The following is an 18,250-nucleotide window of genomic DNA, read 5'->3' on the forward strand; positions in this document are numbered from 1 at the left end:
ACCGTCCGCCTTATCGCATTATGATTCATTATTTGCCGGTTTTCGTACCGCCAAAGGCAGTGTTATAGGCATGGTTTTGGCCAAAATCAGCCACGCCAGCAATCGCCGCGCCTTGGTTGCCGAAGAAATGACCGTGGGTCGTACCGGCTACTTTGTTTGCCGTAGCTTTACCGAAGAAGGAAGCCTGCGCCGTATTAATCGTGGCATTGTTGATGGCAACATTCAAACCTGCGCGTTTCATTTCACCGTTCAGCGTCCGCTTACCGAAATCGGCTCTCAGCGTACCGTTTAAGAGGGCTGTATTTTGCGTATGATATTGGTTGATACCCTTAACCGTATAAGTGGCAGTACCCGTGGTCGGCAGATTGGTGGTTCGGCCCGTGCCGCTATAGAAGGCGGTGTAATTCGTACCTTTTGTACCGACAGCCGCACCAGGTGCAACATTAGACCAATCACCGAAATAGACATCTAAATTGCCGACTTGAGCGTAAGTCAGACGGCCTAATTGGGAATGGTCAGGCATGGGGATATAATTCCACGCGCCACCAGTCATACGGTACAGGTTTGCTACCGTTACCCCATTTTTATCCTTAGTAACAATCGTAGGATAGAACAATTTAACCATAGGATTGTTGCGAACCGCGTTAATTTGCTCAAATGATACTGGTTCATTGTTCGCATATTTCTTCTTCACTGTATCCTTAAGAGTATTATCGGCAATATTGATAGCAGCCTTACCGACATATTTACCCGAATTTTCTACTGTTGTTTCCAGATGACGTACATTTGCTGCATTATTCGCAACAGTTTTACCACTTGCCGGATTAGCAGCATACGCAACAGAAACAGAAGACAATGCAAAGATAGCAATTGCAAATGAATTCATTTTCATTTTTAAATCCTTTGTCAAATAATTGAAAATTCTCCCAAAAAAGAATCACCAAATAAACTATATGGAAGATTTCTTTCTCAGGCATAACTATCATACCATAAATATTCGTAATGATAATAGTTCCTTTTTATATTAGAACTTGCCTGTAATCCCTATTCTGATGGTTCTACCCGGCGCGGGCATATGGGTAGGATTGATTGGGTCAAGATAATAGCGATTGCCCAAATTCGTTCCAACCAGTTCGGCGGTTAGGTTCTTGCCGATTTTGTAGCGCAGATAGGCATCCCATGTAGCGACAGGCTGCCATCTCATATAGTCGGGGTCTGCCTGTTTTCCATTACCTGCTTGGTCGTGATATGCCTGAAAAATCGCCCTGCGGTTTTGATAAACCCTACTGTGGAAATGGAAACGGACGCCGCTTTCCAGTTTATTGCTAAAGAATCGCCCGCCCAAATCTGCATCGATAGACCAGCGGGGTTGAATCGCCGTAGCAAGATAACCGTCAGTGATGCTGCCATGATTACAGGTTGGATGTTTGATTAATTTTCCTTCTTGAAGATATTTTGTTACAACATCAATATCCCTGTATGCATAAGAATCATCACACATCCAGTTTTTCAATGTCCTCAGCACGCCCAATCCGCCAAAAAATTTTCCAGTATCGAAACGCGTCTGCAATTCCACGCCTGTCCTCAATAATTTGTCGAACTGCTCAAACTCGAGATTGTAGTCGCGGTCGATGACGTTTTTTGTTTTGTTGTGGAAGTAGTTGATGCGGAAATCCGCACTTTTCATTTTCGGAAACAACCCTGTCAAATCATGAATATAGCCGATCTCCCAGTTTTTTGCGTGTTCGGGCTTCCAGCCGTAGCCGTAACGGGCGAATGAGCCTGCCGCTGTCGAGAAGCCGTATGTCCCCTCAAAAATGCTGGGAAAGCGCAGGGTTTCGGTATAGCGCAGATAGGCGCGGGCATAATCGGTAAAATTGACGGTCGCGGAAAAAGCTGGAGCCCACCCGCTACCGCCCTGTTTTCGGGCGCGCTGCAACTCCGCAGGTGTAATCGGAGTCAGATAATTATCCCCATCAAGCATTTTATATGGCAACACCATACGGGGACTGTCAGGGTTATTTGGATCGTATGCGGGGTTAACCGCAGGTGTAACCAAACCAGGTGTAGAGAAAATCGGATTTGTACTCGGATTCAAACGGCCTTTATCGTCCTTAAGCCAATAGTATTCCAGCTTGTCCAGCCTTGGTCTGTTTTCATCATCCTGGGGAGTGGGATTTAATATTGCCACCCCTCTTTCATCTATTACGACACGGTCTCTTGCCGCATTGAATTCGTCATTGTTAACCGCATTCAGATAATCACGATATTCCTGCTCGGTAGCCACACGTGTCAGCTTGTAAGCCATCCCACGATTCATCATCAAAGGCTGCCCCCAACTGTCTATTCCCGTTTTCAAACGCTCACTGTTATCTTGTATTTTGAAGTTGGTATAGCGCGCACCTGCCGTCAGTGTCAGCCAGTTCAGCGGCTGATACCGGAAATTGAAACCGAAATTCCATTCCCTACGCCTACCGTTGCGCGGTTCTCCGAAATTGGTCAACTCATAATTGGCTCGGATCTTGTCTTCTTCCACTTCTTCGGGGTATTTGTCCCTTCCCTCATTACGCAACTCTTCGGCAAACTCATTACGGGATCTCAATTTTTCATTTTGGAAATCACCCATTAAGGTCAGCGTCAGCTTATCGTGCAATTTCATACGGTTGGAAAAATTGAAACCGTTGCGGGTATTGTTGGCATAGTAGGCATTGCCCTCTATGGTATTGAAGCGTCCGTTTGTATTCGGAAGCTGTTCGACGACATCCGGTTTTTTTGTGTAACCTGCTTCTTCAATTATTCTCTTGGTTTCTTCGTCATAGGTATGCCATCGATTCATAGTAGTTTTCCATGAAGACAGATTATCTACCCTGTCTTGATACACGGCATCGCCGGGCGAACCGCCTGCTGTATTGGTTTTGGATTTGGTACGGGTCGTCCACAATGATGCGTTCAAATCTATCCAGCGGCTGCCCTCGGGCTTCCACGCATAATCGATATTGTAGGAACGCTGCTTGACCCATGCCCTCGGCCATTCTGCAATCTTATTCAAGTTTTCCGGCGTGGCATAAATCGGACCGATAACGCGGGAAGGCATGATTTCGCCAAAAATCGCATCAGTATGGCGTAGGCCGAATTTAAGAGTCTGATGGTTCGGCAGACGGAAGGTGGTTTTACCTACCCATGATTTGGTTTCGAGCGAAGTATTGGTTACCTCTCCGCCCGGATGATAAAAAAGTCCGATCTTGGCAATGTCAGGTGAACCTAACATATTTTCACTACCGTAAAATTTTTCGCCTCTTGCAGCGGCATCTGCAATCCGCCTGTTTAATTCATTTACCGTTTCCATTGTCCAAGGACCGATATAGCCGTAGCGCTCCGCCCCTTTTTTACCGGAAAAATAATTGCCTTTACTGCGGTAGGCATAGGCAAGCATGGCATCGAAATTGTCCTGCTTGGTGGCGGCGGCAATGCGGTAGGCTTTATCCTTCCCAAATTTATTGCGTCCGTTGAAACGCTGGTCGATTCGGTCGGTATCGTCCAACATCGCCCGCCAAATACCGCCAAGTGCGACAGCAGGCGCATCCAATGTCCGATAATCGACCGATTTTTCATAGACATTGGCACGTTGTTTAATGGAATTATTGGAAGCCTCCGCCTTCACTTCAAATCCGTATTTCTGCCCTTCGGGGACAATATCGTCGGCATCGATGGTCTTCAAGGCGACGGAGCCGCCTATGCCGCTTTTCATATCACGGCTGAACGAGGGGCCTTTTTCGATGGAAACGCTGCTGATGATGTTGGGGTCGACGTAGTTGCGGTTATTTGCGCCTGCGTAGCCGCGCCAGACGGTAATCGCCTGCTCCGTGCCGTCGATGGTAACGGGAATCCGTCCCTGTCCCTGTACGCCACGTATATTGGGATCCAGCGCGCCGCTGTTGCGCGCGTCGCCACTGTACACGCCGGACATGCCGCTCAAAAGATCGGATACGGTGTTGCCTTTGAAGGTTTCGACTTCGTTTTTGCTCTTGTAAAGATTGACGACTTCACGGGTATAAACCCGGTTTTTACCGATTTCGTCTTTATTGCGTGTGCCTTTGACGGTAACGGTATCGAGAATGACGGTCGGCGTATTATCGGCAGCATAAATGATGGGAGAGAAACCGATGGCGGCGATGCAGGCGGCAAGAGTGTTGACTTTGACTGGCTTCATAACGGATTCCTTGTGTGGCGGAATGTCAGACAGCGTCGTCTGAAAATGTTCGGACGACCTCGGAAAGGTTTTGCCGCAAATAGATTGAATGATATTTAATGATTTTGATTATTATTTATATAGTTTTTGATAATTTTAACCGAATCTCGATAATATGCAAACATTTACTTGCTTCTTCGGTATCCTGTTCAGAAATATTCGAATTGTTTAACATTTTGTTTTCAAATGAAATCAAATTATTTTCCTCAAAATAAAGCTTTATAAATATCGGGCAGTCTAAAGGTCGTCTGAAAATCCGATGCCGTCCAATCAAGGCAAAGCGATTTTCAGACGACCTTTCCAAACGGATTCGCAATAATTCGTCCCTATTCCATCCTTTCTTATCCTCATTCCTCCGTTATTGATACAATACGAAACAGCCTGATAACAATTTCAAATATATCTGATATGGACGAAAACCTTACCTTCCTCACTCTGTTTCTGCTCGGTTTTTTCGGCGGCGGCCACTGCGTCGGAATGTGCGGCGGGTTAAGCAGCGCATTTGCCTTGCAGCTTCCACCCAACCTAAACCGTTTCGGATTGATTGTTCTGTTGAACTTGGGACGTGTAAGCAGCTATGTCCTCATCGGCTTCCTAGTCGGTCTGATCGGGCAGGCAGGGATTTCTTTGGATGACACCCGCGTGTTGCAGCAGGGGCTGTATATCGCGGCAAACATCCTGCTGTTGCTTTTAGGGCTTTATCTGGCGGGGATTTCGACGGCGGCAACGCGTATCGAGCGCATCGGCAAACCGATATGGAAGCGGCTGAATCCGTTTTTAAACAAGCTTTTGCCTATCCGTTCCGTCCCAGCCTGTTTCGGCGTAGGGGTGCTCTGGGGCTGGCTGCCGTGCGGTCTGGTTTACAGCGCGTCGCTTTACGCCTTGGGCAGCGGCAGCGCGGTTCACGGCGCTTTATATATGTTGGCTTTTGCACTCGGCACGCTGCCTAATCTTTTGGCGATGGGTATCTTTGCGGCGCAGTTGAAAACGCTTTTGCAAAAACGCAGCATCCGCCTGTTGGCAGGGTTGACGGTGGCGGCTTGGGCCTTGTGGCGGCTTTGGGTTTCGGTTTCAGGCTGGACGGCATAAAGGTCGTCTGAAAACCTGTACACAGCCATACCACAGAATCATGTGAACAGCCTGTGAACAACTCTCCTTCCCTTTTGATTTTCCAAAATAAAAATATTATGATTAAAAAATAGGCAATACAAAATATTGCCCACAACCCGCATTCGGATTGATGTGTGCATTCTGTGGAAAACTTGGATAATATTTTGAAACCTATTGAATATTTTCAGCTGATTAAAAAGTAATCAATCTATTCGCAATCCTCTAAAGACAAAAAAGACAGGAATAGAAATGCACACCCTTTCAGAACAAGTCCGCTTAAATGAAGCGCGCAAAAAGTTGGCAAAAAGCAGACGTTGGGCGACGGGCTTGCTGCTTCTTGCGTGCGGGCTGTTTGCAGTCTCCGCCGTTTATGTGCGCCAATATCCTTGGTTGGGATTTGTCAAAGCGTTTGCCGAAGCCGCGATGGTGGGTGCGCTGGCGGACTGGTTTGCCGTCACCGCGCTTTTCAGACGACCTCTCGGACTGCCGATTCCCCATACCGCAATTTTGCCGCGCAATCAGGCGCGTATCGGCGATGAACTGGGACGGTTTATCGAACATAATTTTTTGCAGGGCAAACCCATCGCCATGCGCATTTATCAAGCGCAGCCCAGCGATAAATTATTGAAATGGTTGGACGGCGAAGACGTGAAATCGCATTGGCTGCCGTGGCTTTCCAAACAGATTCCGACGCTGCTTGCCATCGCCAAACCGGAACAGACAGCGCGTTTCACAACGATGCTGCTGGAAGAGCGTTACAGCGGCGAACAAATCGGCAACACGCTTGCCGACGGTTTGCGGCTGTTGAAAGCGCAAGGGATGCACGAAAAAGCGTTTGAAAGCCTGCTCCGTCAGATTCGGCGTTGGCTGAAAACACCGGAAACCCGCGAAATGTTGGAGCAGAACCTGCGAGAGTGGGCGGCGAAAATCGAAGGCGGCAATCCCGGAACGTGGGACAGGCTCAAAGCGGCGGTGAAATCGACCTTGGTGGAAAAAGTCGATGATTGGGCGGCAGAAAAAGCGTTGGCATGGATAGACGGCTATTTGGCAACTGCGGACAAGCAGGACAACGCGCTGCGCCGACAATTCTTGGTGCAATACGACGAACTGACCGAACGCCTGACCACATCGCGCCTGTGGCACCGCCGCCTGGACAAATTCAAAAAACAGCTCGCGCAATCGCCCGCCCTGCAACGTCAAATCATGACCTTATGGTGCGGCATTTTAGACTGGGCGCGGGAAGATGTGGAAAAACAAGACTCTTTGTGCCAAGCGCAACTGGAAAAGCTGCTGAATCATATGCGTTCGCAAGCTCAGGCATACCCGCAATTTATGCGGCGGGCGGATATACGGATTTCGCTTTTGGTTCGGGATTTTGTGATGCGTTATAAAGATAAAGCCGCTTTATTTGTCGCGGACAAAGTCAAAGGCTGGGACAGCCGCCTGATGGTGGAAAAACTGGAATTGAGCGTGGGCAAGGATTTGCAATATATCCGCATCAACGGAACGCTCGTCGGCGGACTGGTCGGACTGGTGATTTATACGGTATCGCTATGGCTGGCGGGATATAGTTAACCAAAACAAAAAGTATATAATTCTCTCCCTTAACTCCACACCTTACCCGTTCCCGTTTTATGGCCTACTCTATCGATTTCCGTCAAAAAGCATTAGACCACTACGAACAGCACGGCAACATCAGCCAAACCGCACGCACCTTCCGCATTACCAACCGAACCCTTTACCAATGGATTGCCCTTAAAAAGGAAACAGGTTCGCTGCAACACCGCACCAAAGGCGGCAATTCGGAACGTATCGACAAAGAAGAACTGCGACGCTATGTGGCAGAACATCCCGATGCCTATCAATACGAAATAGCACAGCACTTGGGCTGCACCGCATCCAATGTCGGCTACCTGCTCAAAACACTCAAGATCACGCGTAAAAAAAGACAACCGTCTACAAAGAACAAGACCTCCAAAAAGTAACCGCCTACCAAAAACAGCTGGAACAATATTCAGAAATGCCAAAGGTTTACTTGGACGAAACGGGTTTTGATACTTTCTATTACCGCCCGTATGCCTATGCCTTGAGGGGACAGATTGTCAAAGCGCGGATTTCCGGCAAGCGCTATGAAAGAATGTCATTGGTTGCCGCCCGTGGGGATAGAGAGTTGGTCGCACCGATGATTTACAAAGGCACGATGGACAGCAGCTTGTTTGAAGCGTGGTTTGGGCAGTTTCTGTTGAAGGAACTTAAAGAGCCTTCGGTCATTATTATGGATAACGCCCGTTTTCACAGGATGGCGGTACTGCGTGAAATGGCGCAGAGGGCAGGACATATCATTCTGCCGCTGCCGCCATATTCGCCTGAGTTGAACCCGATAGAAAAGGTGTGGGCGAATATCAAACGGCACCTGAGAAAAGTGATGTCCGGCTGTTTGTCTTTTGAGCAGGCTTTGTTGGGTATTTTTTGTTTTGTTTGACTATAGTATGAAAAAAAGTCGTCTGAAAACAAGATTTCAATGAAATTTGCTTTTCAGACGACTTGTTGCTTCTAGTAGCAAACTTAATCCGCCACATCGATACACAAATATTTCAATTCCAAATATTCGTCCGCACCGTATTTGCTGCCTTCGCGTCCCAGCCCACTGCGTTTTACGCCACCGAACGGTGCCGCTTCATTGCTGATTAAGCCCGTATTGATGCCGACCATGCCGTATTCCAAGGCTTCGCCGACGCGCCACTGGCGGGCGGTGTCGGAGGTAAAGAGGTAAGCCGCCAAACCGTATTCCGTATCGTTGGCGGCCGCGATGACTTCGGCTTCGGTTTCAAAGCGGAACACGGGACACAACGGCCCGAAGGTTTCTTCGCGCGCCACCGCCATTTGCTCCGTTACGCCGCTTAAAACGGTCGGTTGGAAAAACGTTCCGCCCAACGCGCTGCGTTTGCCGCCGGTCAGGCAGACCGCGCCTTTGGAGAGCGCGTCGGCGATGTGCTGCTCGACTTTTTCCACCGCTTTTTCCTCAATCAGCGGCCCTTGGTTGACGCCTTCATCCAAGCCGTTGCCCAATTTGAGCGCGGCTACTTTTTCACTTAATTTGCGGCAAAATTCTTCGTAAATTCCTGATTGAGTGTAAACGCGGTTGGTGCAGACGCAGGTCTGACCGCTGTTGCGAAACTTGCTGGCCAGCGCGCCTTCGACGGCTTTGTCCAAATCGGCATCGTCAAACACGATAAACGGCGCGTTGCCACCCAGCTCCAAACTCAGTTTTTTAATGTCCGCCGCGCTGTCGGCAAAAATTTTCGCGCCGACTTCGGTCGAACCGGTGAAGCTGATTTTGCGCACAGTCGGGTTCGTGGCAAATTCATGGCTGATTTCCGAAGCGCGACCGCTGACGACGGGAAGCAAGTCCTGCGGCACACCAGCTTCGTAAGCCAGCAAGGCCAGCGCATACGCGCTCAGAGGCGTGAGCGACGCAGGTTTGACTATCATCGCGCAGCCCACCGCCAAAGCAGGTGCAGCCTTGCGCGCAATCATCGCAGATGGGAAGTTCCACGGCGTAATCGCGGCGGTAACGCCGATTGGCTGTTTCAACACGACCAGTTTTTGCGACGCTTTCACGCTTGTCAGCACATCGCCGTCAATCCGCCGCGCCTCTTCGGCAAACCAGCGCACAAACGAAGCCGCATAATCCATCTCGCCACGCGCCTCGGTCAGGCTTTTGCCCTGTTCCATCGTCATGATGCGTGCCAGTTCTTCTTTGTTTTCCTTAATTAAGAAATACCAACGCCACAACACATCGGCGCGCTCTAACGCAGTTTTTGCCGTCCATAATTTTTGTGCGGCTTCCGCCTTTTGAATCAGCAGCTTGAGTTCGTCTGAACGAGTCGTGCGGACAAACGCCAAAGTCTCGCCCGTCGCCGGATTATCGACTTTGATACTGTCTGGAATCGGGGAAAAAGAAATATCAGGATGGTTTAACAATGATACAAAAGAGTTCATGCCTGCCCTCGTATGTATAGATGATAGATGGAGGTCATTATTCTCTTGATAGGGGAAAAGCGCAAACTGCTGAAACATTACATCGCCGATTTTTCGACCTTGCCATTTCATATTGAGCGAAATAGCAAAACCCGCAACTATATAAGGGTAAAATATTTAGATGTCCTTTCAAAAGTAAATTTACTTTTCCGTTTGATGCTTTTATTAAAGATTTGTCTAAACCAAAGACAAAGTATGTTATCTCTGCTATTGTGTTAACGTTTAGCACCACTTTTATCAATAATTCATATGGAGTAAACCGATGAATAAAAATACCAAGTTACTGATTTCTGCCGTTATTGCCGCTGCCGCGCTGTCCGCATGTTCCAGCTCTTCCAAAGGAAAACCTGCTGCGCAACCTGCTCCTGCTCCGCAACAAGCAGCGCAACAAAACCAACCTTTCACTCCTCAAACCATGAAAGTGGACGCTATCGACAGCACCAAAGAGGTACACTACCGCTGCGGTCAAAACGGTCAAGACCCATTGAGCGTTATGTACGGCTTCAAAGGCAACGAACCTGTTGCAGCACAAGTGAAATACAAAAACGAACTGACCCCCAACCTGTTCCGCGTCGTCGGCTCCAGCGACGATATTAATGCCTTCTGGGGTGAAAACGTCGCATGGGTGGCAGGTCGTGCCAATTTGGGCAATATCGACAAAGTGGACGGCAATATGCTGACCGTACGCGGGAAAACAACCGTTAACGGCAAAGAAGAAGTCGTGGATCAAATCGTTGCGAAATACTGCTCCGCTGCCAACGCCCCTGCCAAAGCAGGCAAACCGGCTCCTAAAAAATCTGCCGGAAAAGCAAAACGTTAATTTCTAACTCTAACCGTAGAAGTTAATCTGAGGTCGTCTGAAAATTTTCAGACGACCTTTTTGCATTTTGTGTAATTCATTACCAAGAGCAGCATAGAAGTGTCCGTCTTATACAGTCGATTACTTTCAAAGAATCCTTCTCTTTAATCCAATCTTTCCCTTCCTCTATCTGAAACAAGAAAAGTGTGTTCCTTTCCATACAGTCAAAACAATACTGCCATATTTGCATCACAACTATCAAATCAACTGCCCAAAATAAAGAGGTCGTCTGAAAACCTGTTGCCAAGTTTTCAGACGACCTCTTCAAATCGCGATCATGAAAAAATCAGACCACGACTTCTTCTTTCTTCTTCACTTCCTTCGCGATATTGTCGCGGCTCAGACCGAACATCAGCAAGAGCGGGCTGGCTACCAATACCGAAGAGTAAATACCGAACACAATGCCGATGGTCAATGCCATTGAGAAACCGTGCAACGCCGCGCCGCCGAACACCAGCATGGAAACGACCATTGCTTCGGTCGAGCCGTGGGTGATGATGGTACGGCTCATGGTGGCGGTAATCGCATTGTCGATGACTTGCGGAACGGTGTGTCCGCGCATACTCGGCTTGCGGAAGTTCTCGCGAATACGGTCGAAGACGACGACGGATTCGTTCACGGAATAACCCAATACGGCAAGGATACCCGCTAACACGGTCAGTGAGAACTCCCATTGGAAGAAGGCGAAGCAGCCTAAAATAATCACGATGTCGTGCATATTCGCGATGATGGCGGATACGGCGAAACGCCATTCAAAGCGCATCGACAGGTAAACGATGATACCCGCCACGACGAAACCCAGTGCCATCAGACCGTTGGTTACCAATTCTTCGCCCACCTGCGGACCGATGAATTCGACTTGGCGCAGGGTAACGTCAGGCTGCTCTTTTTTCAGCAAGTCCATAACCTGATTGGAAAGCTGCGCTGAAGTTACACCTTCTTTGTTGGGCAGACGAATCATGATGTGTTTGTTCGTACCCAACGCCTGAACTTGAACATCGCCCATTTTCAGGGTATCGAGTTTTTCACGGGTTTTATTGACGTCCACGCCCTGCTGATATTGCACTTCCATCACAGTACCGCCGGTAAATTCGACGGAGAAGTTCAAACCTTTGGTAACGAGGAAGAATACGGCGGCAATAAAGGTTACCAACGAAATAAAGGTCGTCAGTTTGCCGTAGCTCATAAATGGGATGTCGCGTTTGATTTTAAAGAGTTCCATGTCTTACTCCTTGCCAGCCGCAGTTTCGGCTTTAGGCTTCCATACTGCGCCGATGGAAATGTTCTGCAATTTGCGGCGACGTCCGTACCATAAGTTAACCAAGGCGCGGAAGACGACGACGGATGAGTACATCGAAGTCAGGATACCCAGACAGTGTACGACGGCAAAACCGCGGACCGGACCGGAACCGAATACCAAGAGGGCGATACCGGCAATCAGTGAAGTCAGGTTGGAGTCTACAATGGTTGCCCATGCGTGTTGGAAACCGAGGTTGATTGCCTGTTGAGGCGGCACGCCTTCGCGCAATTCTTCGCGGATACGTTCGTTAATCAATACGTTCGAGTCAATCGCCATACCCAATGTTAACGCCAATGCGGCAATACCGGGCAGCGTCAGCGTTGCTTGCATGGCAGACAAAATACCGACCAAAAACAGGATGTTGGTACTCAGGGCGATGGTCGAGAAAAAGCCCATCAAGCGGTAGTAAACCACCATAAACAAGGCAACGGCGGCAAAGCCCCACAAGGTGGAATTGAAACCTTTTTCAATGTTTTCTTTACCCAAAGACGGGCCGATGGTGCGCTCTTCCACGATTTGCATCGGCGCAGCGAGCGAACCGGCACGCAGCAACAAAGAGGTATCATTGGCCTCCGCCTGCGTCATGCTGCCGGAAATTTCCACGCGTCCGCCGGTAATAGCTGAGCGGATAACCGGTGCGGTAACCACTTCGGATTTACCTTGGTCAATCAACACCATCGCCATGCGTTTGCCGACGTTGGCGGCGGTCAATTCACCAAAAATACTGCCGCCTGCGCTATCCAAGCTCAGGCTGACGGCAGGTGCGCCCATTTGATCGAAACTGGGTTGCGCGTCATTGATATTGTCGCCTGTCAATTCAACCTGCTTGTTAATCAATAGGCTTTCGGGGTGATCACCACTACTGGTCAACAGCTCGAAACCGCTCGGAACATTGCCTTCCAAAGCTTCGCGCACTTTGACAGGGTCGTCTTCCACCATGCGCACTTCCAAAGTCGCGGTACGGCCAATGATGTCTTTTGCTTTGGCTGTATCTTGTACACCCGGCAACTGCACGACAATGCGGTCGAGGCCGGATTGCTGGATGACAGGTTCAGCCACGCCCAGCTCGTTGACACGATTATGCAAAGTGGTGATGTTTTGTTTCACCGCATCAGAGCGTACTTTGTTAATCGCTTCTTCGGATAATGTCAGCGTGATGTTATTGCCATCAGCGTTCAAATTTGCCTCAGGGAAAAGCTGACGCAGCTTAGGCATGGCTTTTTGTACGTCGGCAGCGTCCTGCATCGGGACAATCAGACCGTTTTCAATCTGACGGACGGTACCGGTACGGATTTTTTCACGGCGCATTTCGCGACGGATGTCGCCCGAATAACGTTCAAACGTTTTCTGCATCGCAGCTTTCATGTCCACCTGCATAGTGAAATGCACGCCGCCGCGCAAGTCCAAACCCAAGAACATCGGATTTGCTCCGATTTTGGCCATCCATTCGGGGCTGTCCGCGAGCAGGTTGAGCGCAGTAATATAGCCATCGCCCAAAGTGTTTTCGATGACATCGCGGGCTTTAAGCTGGGTTTCGGTATCTTTGAAACGCACTTTCAGCGAGTTGTTTGTAACAAACATCCCGTCGGTCTGAATACCTGCCTGCTTCAGCGCGGCATCCACTTTGGACTGGGTCTGTTCGTTGATAACGATGGCTTGTCGGTTGGTTGATACCTGCACTGCGGGCGTTTCACCGAAAAGGTTGGGCAGCGAATACACTACGGCAACCAAAATCGAGCACGCAATCAGCAGGTATTTCCATAAAGGATAACGGTTCATGGTAAACCTTCGATTTATTATGAAGACAAACAGCCGCGCTCAGCTTTCCGAGGCGGCTCTTGGCGAAAATACGGATTACTCGGCTTTGGCGGCAATCGCGTTACGTTCCACTTCGACTTCGATTTTTGCACCTTGACCGATGTCCACAGTGAAAAACTGTTCGCCGACTTTGGTAACGCGGCCTTTGAAACCTGCTGCCAAAACAACTTTATCGCCGACTTTCAAAGCAGCAAGCATGGCTTGGTGTGCTTTGAATTTCTTTTGTTGAGGACGCATGATCAGGAAGTAGAACACCACCATAATCAGCACTAAAGGGGCAAATTGGGCCACAGTTTGATTCATAATTTGTCCGTTTTCTAAGAGATTAAAATTAAGTAAAACACCGCTTGCGGCAGAAAAAAGCATTGGTACGACCGCAAAATTAAGCTATTCTAAAGGTCGTCTGAAAAATTTCCAAGCCTTTCCCTATTTATTAACCATATTTATCATGTCAGGTCGTCTGAAAATGAATTTTCAACGACATTTAAAACCTGATTCCTTCCTACCAACGACAAGCCCCGCGCCCTTTTCCTCATGAAAAAACTCATTCGACGACTGCGTACGCGCCTACGCCGCCTCTTGGGTAAAAATGCGCGTACGGTCTGGATTTCTCATCCCGTTTTTGCGCAACACCAACCCGGCACAGGTCATCCCGACTCGCCCGAACGCACTGCCGTTATCGAGGCGGAGCTCAAACGTCAGGATATTTGGCGGCATCTTCAAACTGCCGAAGCCGAAGAAATCAGCGATACCCGCCTCGCCTTGGTTCACCCGCGCAAATATCTGCGCTCGCTCGAAGCCTGCCAGCCCCAACCGGACAAAATCTACCGCATCGACGACGATACCGTCATGAGCCATGGTTCGCTCAAAGCCGCCCGTTACGCCGCAGGGGCTGTCGTTCAGGCGGTAGATATGGTGATGAATAAGAAAGCATGGCACGCCTTTTGCGCCATCCGCCCACCCGGACACCATGCACACAGCGATAAAGCCGGCGGTTTCTGCCTATTAAACAATGTCGCAACAGGTGTCATGCATGCCATCGCCGAATATCGACTCCAACGCATCGCCGTCATCGACTTTGACGTCCATTACGGCGACGGCACAGCAGAAATCTTCAAAGACGATCCGCGCGTCCTGTTTATGAACCTTTTTGAAACCGACCTCTTCCCATTTCCCGAAACCAACCATTCCGCCAACGGCACCAATATGTTGCACCTGCCTTTCGCGTCCAATACCGGCAGCCGCGTCTTCCGCACTACCGTACGCGAAAAATGGTTGAACAAACTGACCGCATTCAAACCCGAACTGGTCTTACTGTCCGCAGGTTTCGACGGACACAAACAAGACGAAACAGGTCGTCTGAACCTGCACGAAGCCGATTTCGCCTGGTTGACCCACAAAATCATCCAAGCCGCATCAAGCTGCCCAGGCAAAATCGTCTCCGTACTAGAAGGCGGCTACACGCTCGAACCTTTGGCAAAATCCGCCGCAGCCCATATCGGCGTCCTAGTAGGACTACCCAAGGCAGACTATGTTGCCGCCTATCAAAGACACTTGAAACGCGGGCAAAAAAGGGGAGATTCCCAGTTTTCCGAATGGCAATCTAAATTATTAAACGAAAGATTATCTAAAAATAAGACTCAAGGTTTTCAGACGACCTTTTAGCGGGTAGATTGCCCAGATTGTTGTTACCGTAAAAGGTCGTCTGAAAATCCTACCCACTCAAAAACAAACCGCCTTTTCAGGCGGTTTGTTTTCAGCTTAAACAGACGGTTATTGTTTTTTACCGCCGAATACACCGAAGGCATTGTTACTTTTATCTTCTTTGTCATGATAACTGTATCGCCCAGCCATTTCGGCAGCTTTGTCACCGTAGAATCCGCCGGTTACAGAGCCTTGTGCATCTGAAGTCCATTTACCGTTAAAGCTGCTGCCTGCAATATCTGCGGTAAAGGCTCGTTCATTCATATACGATCTATCTCCACTATTAATCTTACCTGCGATGGTTTTAGTATCGAAGTTAACATCGGCGGTAAATGAACCGGTGGTACGGTAGGTGTTGCCGGCATCCACCCAGTTTTCCTTATCATCCAAGTTACGGGCACGGAAATTCAACACATCGCCTGCGTATTTAGCCGTACCGGACGGCAGAGAGGCACTCATTACCCCTTGAACAAACAAGGAGTAGGCATTATCGGCAAGTTTTGCCGCACCGAAGACAACATTGCTCAAATTGCCTGAAGCAACAAACGACTTGTAGTCCGAACCCAATTCAGTTCGATAGAGCTTGTTGGTAACAGGTGCCAAAGCGATTGCCGTACCGTTGATGACGACTTTGGTCAAATCGGCGATATTCGATAAGACGTATTGCTCACCTGTTTCGCCTTTTTTCAATTCGGCTGCGGCAGCGTCAACTTTAGGCTGAGTTACAGGCGCATCAGGTTTGGCAACCGGCGCATCAGGCTGTCCGCCTGCTTGAGCTGCTGCATCTTGGCGTTTTGCACCAAACACACCGCGCGCCACTACGTCTTCATTACGTTGGTTTTTGCCTGCCGCACTATATGTACCGGCAAGTTGGTCTGCCTTCGCACCAAAGAATCCGCCTTGCATCGTACCTTGCTTGTTGGAGAAGGTGTTGCCGTGCAGATCGCCATTGAAAGACAGATTTTCCGCCATATCGCGCGCATTGGATTTGACGACACCTGCAATCCTATCGCCACCGCTACCACCGCCAACCGTTTGATCGGAATAGCGGTTGATGCCGACATTGATGGTTTTTTGGTCGAAATTGACTCTTGCAGTAACATCGGTTGCTTTGGCGGCAGAATACAGATTGGCCAGCTTGGCTTGCGAACCGGTTTCAAAAATTTCTTGCAGACCTCTTGTATTGATCGGCAGTCCGTTTTGGAAATGCAGGCCGATGCCTTTATAGGTTGCATCCCCTCTTTGGGCTGCAACGGTATCGCTGCCTGATGGCGTGCCTTGGACAAACAACGCCTGTTTCACATCACGCAGATCGCTGACATCGGCAACACCGCCGTAACGAACGTCAGGCAGCAGGTCGCCGCTGTGTACCGCATATTGTGCTGCATCGGCTTTACCGCCGTTCGTACTTCTTTCGCCCAACGTGAACTCACCTGCTTTAACGTCTTTGGTATTAATGGCGACACCATCAAGTACGACGCTGTTTTTATCCGAAGCAGTCGGAGCTTCGGTTTTGGCATATTCCAAATCGCCGGTTTCACGCTTTTTCGCTACCAAGACACCGCCATCCAAAGCCTTGCTCATTACTTTGCCTTCACCGCCAAAACCTTGACCTGAATTGGCCTCATTGGCTTTCTTAGCGTCTTCAGCTTTCTTGGCTTCTTCAGCTTTCTTGGCTTCTTCAGCTTTCTTGGCTTCTTCAGCTTTCTTGGCTTCTTCAGCTTTCTTGGCTTCTTCAGCTTTCTTGGCTTCTTCAGCTTTCTTGGCTTCTTCAGCTTTCTTGGCTTCTTCAGCTTTCTTGGCTTCTTCAGCTTTCTTGGCTTCTTCAGCTTTCTTGGCTTCTTCAGCTTTCTTGGCTTCTTCGGCTTTCTTAGCGTCTTCAGTTTGTTTTGAATCACCTCCTCCGCCCGAGCCGGAATTATTGCCTGGCCGTTGCGGGGTCGGTGCAGGCTGTGCAGACGGCGTGCCACCACCGCTTGAACCGCATGCACTCAATGCGATGCTGCAGGCAATCGCCAACATACTTAATTTAAATGATTCCTTCATGGTCAAACTCCTGAATGTGATAATGGTATTTTGGAATGATGGTGATAAAATATTTGATAATTATTTACATCAAACCAATTAAAATATACCGCAAATGCGGATAACCAAACGGTACTAAACTTGTATCAGTATGAAGGTCGTCTGAAAACGGAATTTATGAATCCGTGCATACAGATGTGTTTCAGACGACCTCTACTTATATCGTCAAACCATTAATGACGATGCGGAACAAAGCCTTCCGGAGCTTCCGCACCTGCAGGCAGGTCAAATGTTTCGCGCAGAACAACTTTGTAGAACGCAAATGCATCTTTTGCACCTTGAATCGCTTCGGCTTCAGCTTCAGGGCTTAAACCCAAAGCATTCAGATGCTCGACAAAAGCACGCCAATGTTTGCCGCGGCCGTTCGGATGGGGAGCGAGGTGGCGCGCGCCGTGTTCGCCGGTGTAATCCAGCTTTTGCGCGTGTTTAAACAAAAATGCCGCGCCCAAATTAGAACCTTCGGCGCAATACAGCCAACCGATGGCTTTATTGCCGGTTTCATGCGGCAGCGGTTTGCCGTATTCGTAAGGTTTGTCGCCCAAATCCGCCAAGTCTTGCGTTACCGCATCGTAACGCGCCATGTATTCCAGCTCGGGAATGGCTTTGTTCAACTCGGGGTCTTTATAGATATGATCGACCGCTTTGTGGAACACGGATTGCAGTTTCAAAAATTTGATGTAGTTCTCTTTATTGGAAAACGGCTCGACAGACATAACCAAGTTGTCCACGCTATCGTGAATAGTTGTAGTCTGCTCTTTCAGCCGTTTGGCAAAAGTCAGCTCTTGTGTTTCGCTCATGTGAATATCCTTCATACAGTTTCAGACGACCTTCGGATCGCCTTTATTTAAACAAAGTGGATTGGATAGGTTTGAAAACGGATATGGGATGGAAGCGGAGGTTTGTGAGATTGAAAACCCACCAAATCTGTTTGAAAACAAACCATCGGGTTTCGTTATTTTATGAAATATTTTTTTAAAATATATATCATTCCAATTCAAATGGCAAGAGAATGATTTGCAGCTACTTGCAACTACAAGATAATAACGGACAATTTTCCACCTTCGGCAAACAAGAGATGCAGGCT

At 48.8% G+C, this 18,250-nt stretch carries 12 protein-coding genes and 1 pseudogene; 5 read left to right on the forward strand and 8 right to left on the reverse strand.

Annotated elements, in window-relative coordinates:
• Positions 1–28: 28 nt before the first annotated feature.
• Positions 29–892 (reverse strand): Slam-dependent surface lipoprotein, encoded by an 864-nt coding sequence (locus J7445_RS07315; protein WP_070538696.1) that lies wholly within the window; start codon positions 890–892, stop codon positions 29–31.
• Between the two features lie 132 nt (positions 893–1,024).
• Positions 1,025–4,210, reverse strand: coding sequence for a TonB-dependent receptor domain-containing protein (locus J7445_RS07320; RefSeq protein ID WP_070538697.1), 3,186 nt, complete (start codon positions 4,208–4,210; stop codon positions 1,025–1,027).
• A gap of 447 nt (positions 4,211–4,657) precedes the next feature.
• On the opposite strand from J7445_RS07320, the gene J7445_RS07325 reads away from it, so the two are divergent.
• The 3 genes and pseudogenes from J7445_RS07325 (at position 4,658) to J7445_RS12265 (ending at position 7,841) form a co-directional block, all read left to right on the forward strand.
• Positions 4,658–5,338: a sulfite exporter TauE/SafE family protein gene (locus J7445_RS07325; RefSeq protein WP_070538698.1), complete on the forward strand. Its 681-nt coding sequence runs from the start codon at positions 4,658–4,660 to the stop codon at positions 5,336–5,338.
• 270 nt (positions 5,339–5,608) lie between these two features.
• Positions 5,609–6,934 (forward strand): DUF445 domain-containing protein, encoded by a 1,326-nt coding sequence (locus J7445_RS07330; protein ID WP_107976827.1) that lies wholly within the window; start codon positions 5,609–5,611, stop codon positions 6,932–6,934.
• Positions 6,935–6,993: 59 nt separating this feature from the next.
• Positions 6,994–7,841, forward strand: a pseudogene (locus tag J7445_RS12265) (IS630 family transposase).
• Positions 7,842–7,924: 83 nt separating this feature from the next.
• Here the strand turns inward: J7445_RS12265 and J7445_RS07345 are convergent.
• Positions 7,925–9,361 carry an NAD-dependent succinate-semialdehyde dehydrogenase gene (locus tag J7445_RS07345; protein ID WP_070613014.1) on the reverse strand — a complete coding sequence of 479 codons (1,437 nt, stop codon included), beginning with the start codon at positions 9,359–9,361 and terminating at the stop codon, positions 7,925–7,927.
• A gap of 301 nt (positions 9,362–9,662) precedes the next feature.
• Here J7445_RS07345 and J7445_RS07350 point away from each other — a divergent pair, with 301 nt between their 5' ends.
• Entirely contained in the window at positions 9,663–10,220 is a 558-nt protein-coding gene (locus J7445_RS07350; protein WP_107977073.1) for a hypothetical protein, read from the forward strand.
• A gap of 325 nt (positions 10,221–10,545) precedes the next feature.
• Here the strand turns inward: J7445_RS07350 and secF are convergent, their stop codons facing one another.
• From secF to yajC, 3 genes are all read right to left on the reverse strand, one after another.
• Positions 10,546–11,481, reverse strand: a complete 936-nt coding sequence (secF, locus tag J7445_RS07355) for a protein translocase subunit SecF (protein WP_070492312.1) — start codon at positions 11,479–11,481, stop codon at positions 10,546–10,548.
• A 3-nt stretch (positions 11,482–11,484) separates the two neighbouring features.
• Positions 11,485–13,338, reverse strand: coding sequence for a protein translocase subunit SecD (gene secD / locus J7445_RS07360; protein ID WP_070538895.1), 1,854 nt, complete (start codon positions 13,336–13,338; stop codon positions 11,485–11,487).
• A 75-nt stretch (positions 13,339–13,413) separates the two neighbouring features.
• Positions 13,414–13,680, reverse strand: a complete 267-nt coding sequence (yajC, locus tag J7445_RS07365; RefSeq protein WP_019270848.1) for a preprotein translocase subunit YajC — start codon at positions 13,678–13,680, stop codon at positions 13,414–13,416.
• A 231-nt stretch (positions 13,681–13,911) separates the two neighbouring features.
• Between yajC and J7445_RS07370 the strand changes: the two genes are divergently transcribed.
• The gene (locus J7445_RS07370; protein WP_209282870.1) at positions 13,912–15,042 is read left to right on the forward strand and encodes a histone deacetylase family protein; all 1,131 of its coding nucleotides are present in this window, start codon (positions 13,912–13,914) and stop codon (positions 15,040–15,042) included.
• A 108-nt stretch (positions 15,043–15,150) separates the two neighbouring features.
• Here J7445_RS07370 and J7445_RS07375 read toward each other — a convergent pair whose 3' ends face one another.
• A complete protein-coding gene (locus J7445_RS07375) occupies positions 15,151–17,127 on the reverse strand; it encodes a transferrin-binding protein-like solute binding protein (protein ID WP_209282871.1) in 1,977 nt (658 codons plus the stop codon).
• A gap of 212 nt (positions 17,128–17,339) precedes the next feature.
• Positions 17,340–17,963 (reverse strand): biliverdin-producing heme oxygenase, encoded by a 624-nt coding sequence (locus J7445_RS07380; RefSeq protein ID WP_209282872.1) that lies wholly within the window; start codon positions 17,961–17,963, stop codon positions 17,340–17,342.
• Positions 17,964–18,250: the final 287 nt, after the last annotated feature.

This window comes from Neisseria sicca (assembly GCF_017753665.1).
GTDB lineage: Bacteria > Pseudomonadota > Gammaproteobacteria > Burkholderiales > Neisseriaceae > Neisseria > Neisseria flava.

What these genes read in the sequence shown, in the direction of transcription:
- J7445_RS07320 (WP_070538697.1), bottom strand. Translation starts at nt 4,210, where the DNA reads ATGAAGCCAGTCAAAGTCAACACTCTTGCCGCCTGCATCGCCGCCATC.
- J7445_RS07350 (WP_107977073.1), top strand. Translation starts at nt 9,663, where the DNA reads ATGAATAAAAATACCAAGTTACTGATTTCTGCCGTTATTGCCGCTGCC.
- J7445_RS07315 (WP_070538696.1), bottom strand. Translation starts at nt 892, where the DNA reads ATGAAAATGAATTCATTTGCAATTGCTATCTTTGCATTGTCTTCTGTT.
- secD (WP_070538895.1), bottom strand. Translation starts at nt 13,338, where the DNA reads ATGAACCGTTATCCTTTATGGAAATACCTGCTGATTGCGTGCTCGATT.
- yajC (WP_019270848.1), bottom strand. Translation starts at nt 13,680, where the DNA reads ATGAATCAAACTGTGGCCCAATTTGCCCCTTTAGTGCTGATTATGGTG.
- J7445_RS07325 (WP_070538698.1), top strand. Translation starts at nt 4,658, where the DNA reads ATGGACGAAAACCTTACCTTCCTCACTCTGTTTCTGCTCGGTTTTTTC.
- J7445_RS07345 (WP_070613014.1), bottom strand. Translation starts at nt 9,361, where the DNA reads ATGAACTCTTTTGTATCATTGTTAAACCATCCTGATATTTCTTTTTCC.
- J7445_RS07375 (WP_209282871.1), bottom strand. Translation starts at nt 17,127, where the DNA reads ATGAAGGAATCATTTAAATTAAGTATGTTGGCGATTGCCTGCAGCATC.
- secF (WP_070492312.1), bottom strand. Translation starts at nt 11,481, where the DNA reads ATGGAACTCTTTAAAATCAAACGCGACATCCCATTTATGAGCTACGGC.
- J7445_RS07380 (WP_209282872.1), bottom strand. Translation starts at nt 17,963, where the DNA reads ATGAGCGAAACACAAGAGCTGACTTTTGCCAAACGGCTGAAAGAGCAG.
- J7445_RS07330 (WP_107976827.1), top strand. Translation starts at nt 5,609, where the DNA reads ATGCACACCCTTTCAGAACAAGTCCGCTTAAATGAAGCGCGCAAAAAG.
- J7445_RS07370 (WP_209282870.1), top strand. Translation starts at nt 13,912, where the DNA reads ATGAAAAAACTCATTCGACGACTGCGTACGCGCCTACGCCGCCTCTTG.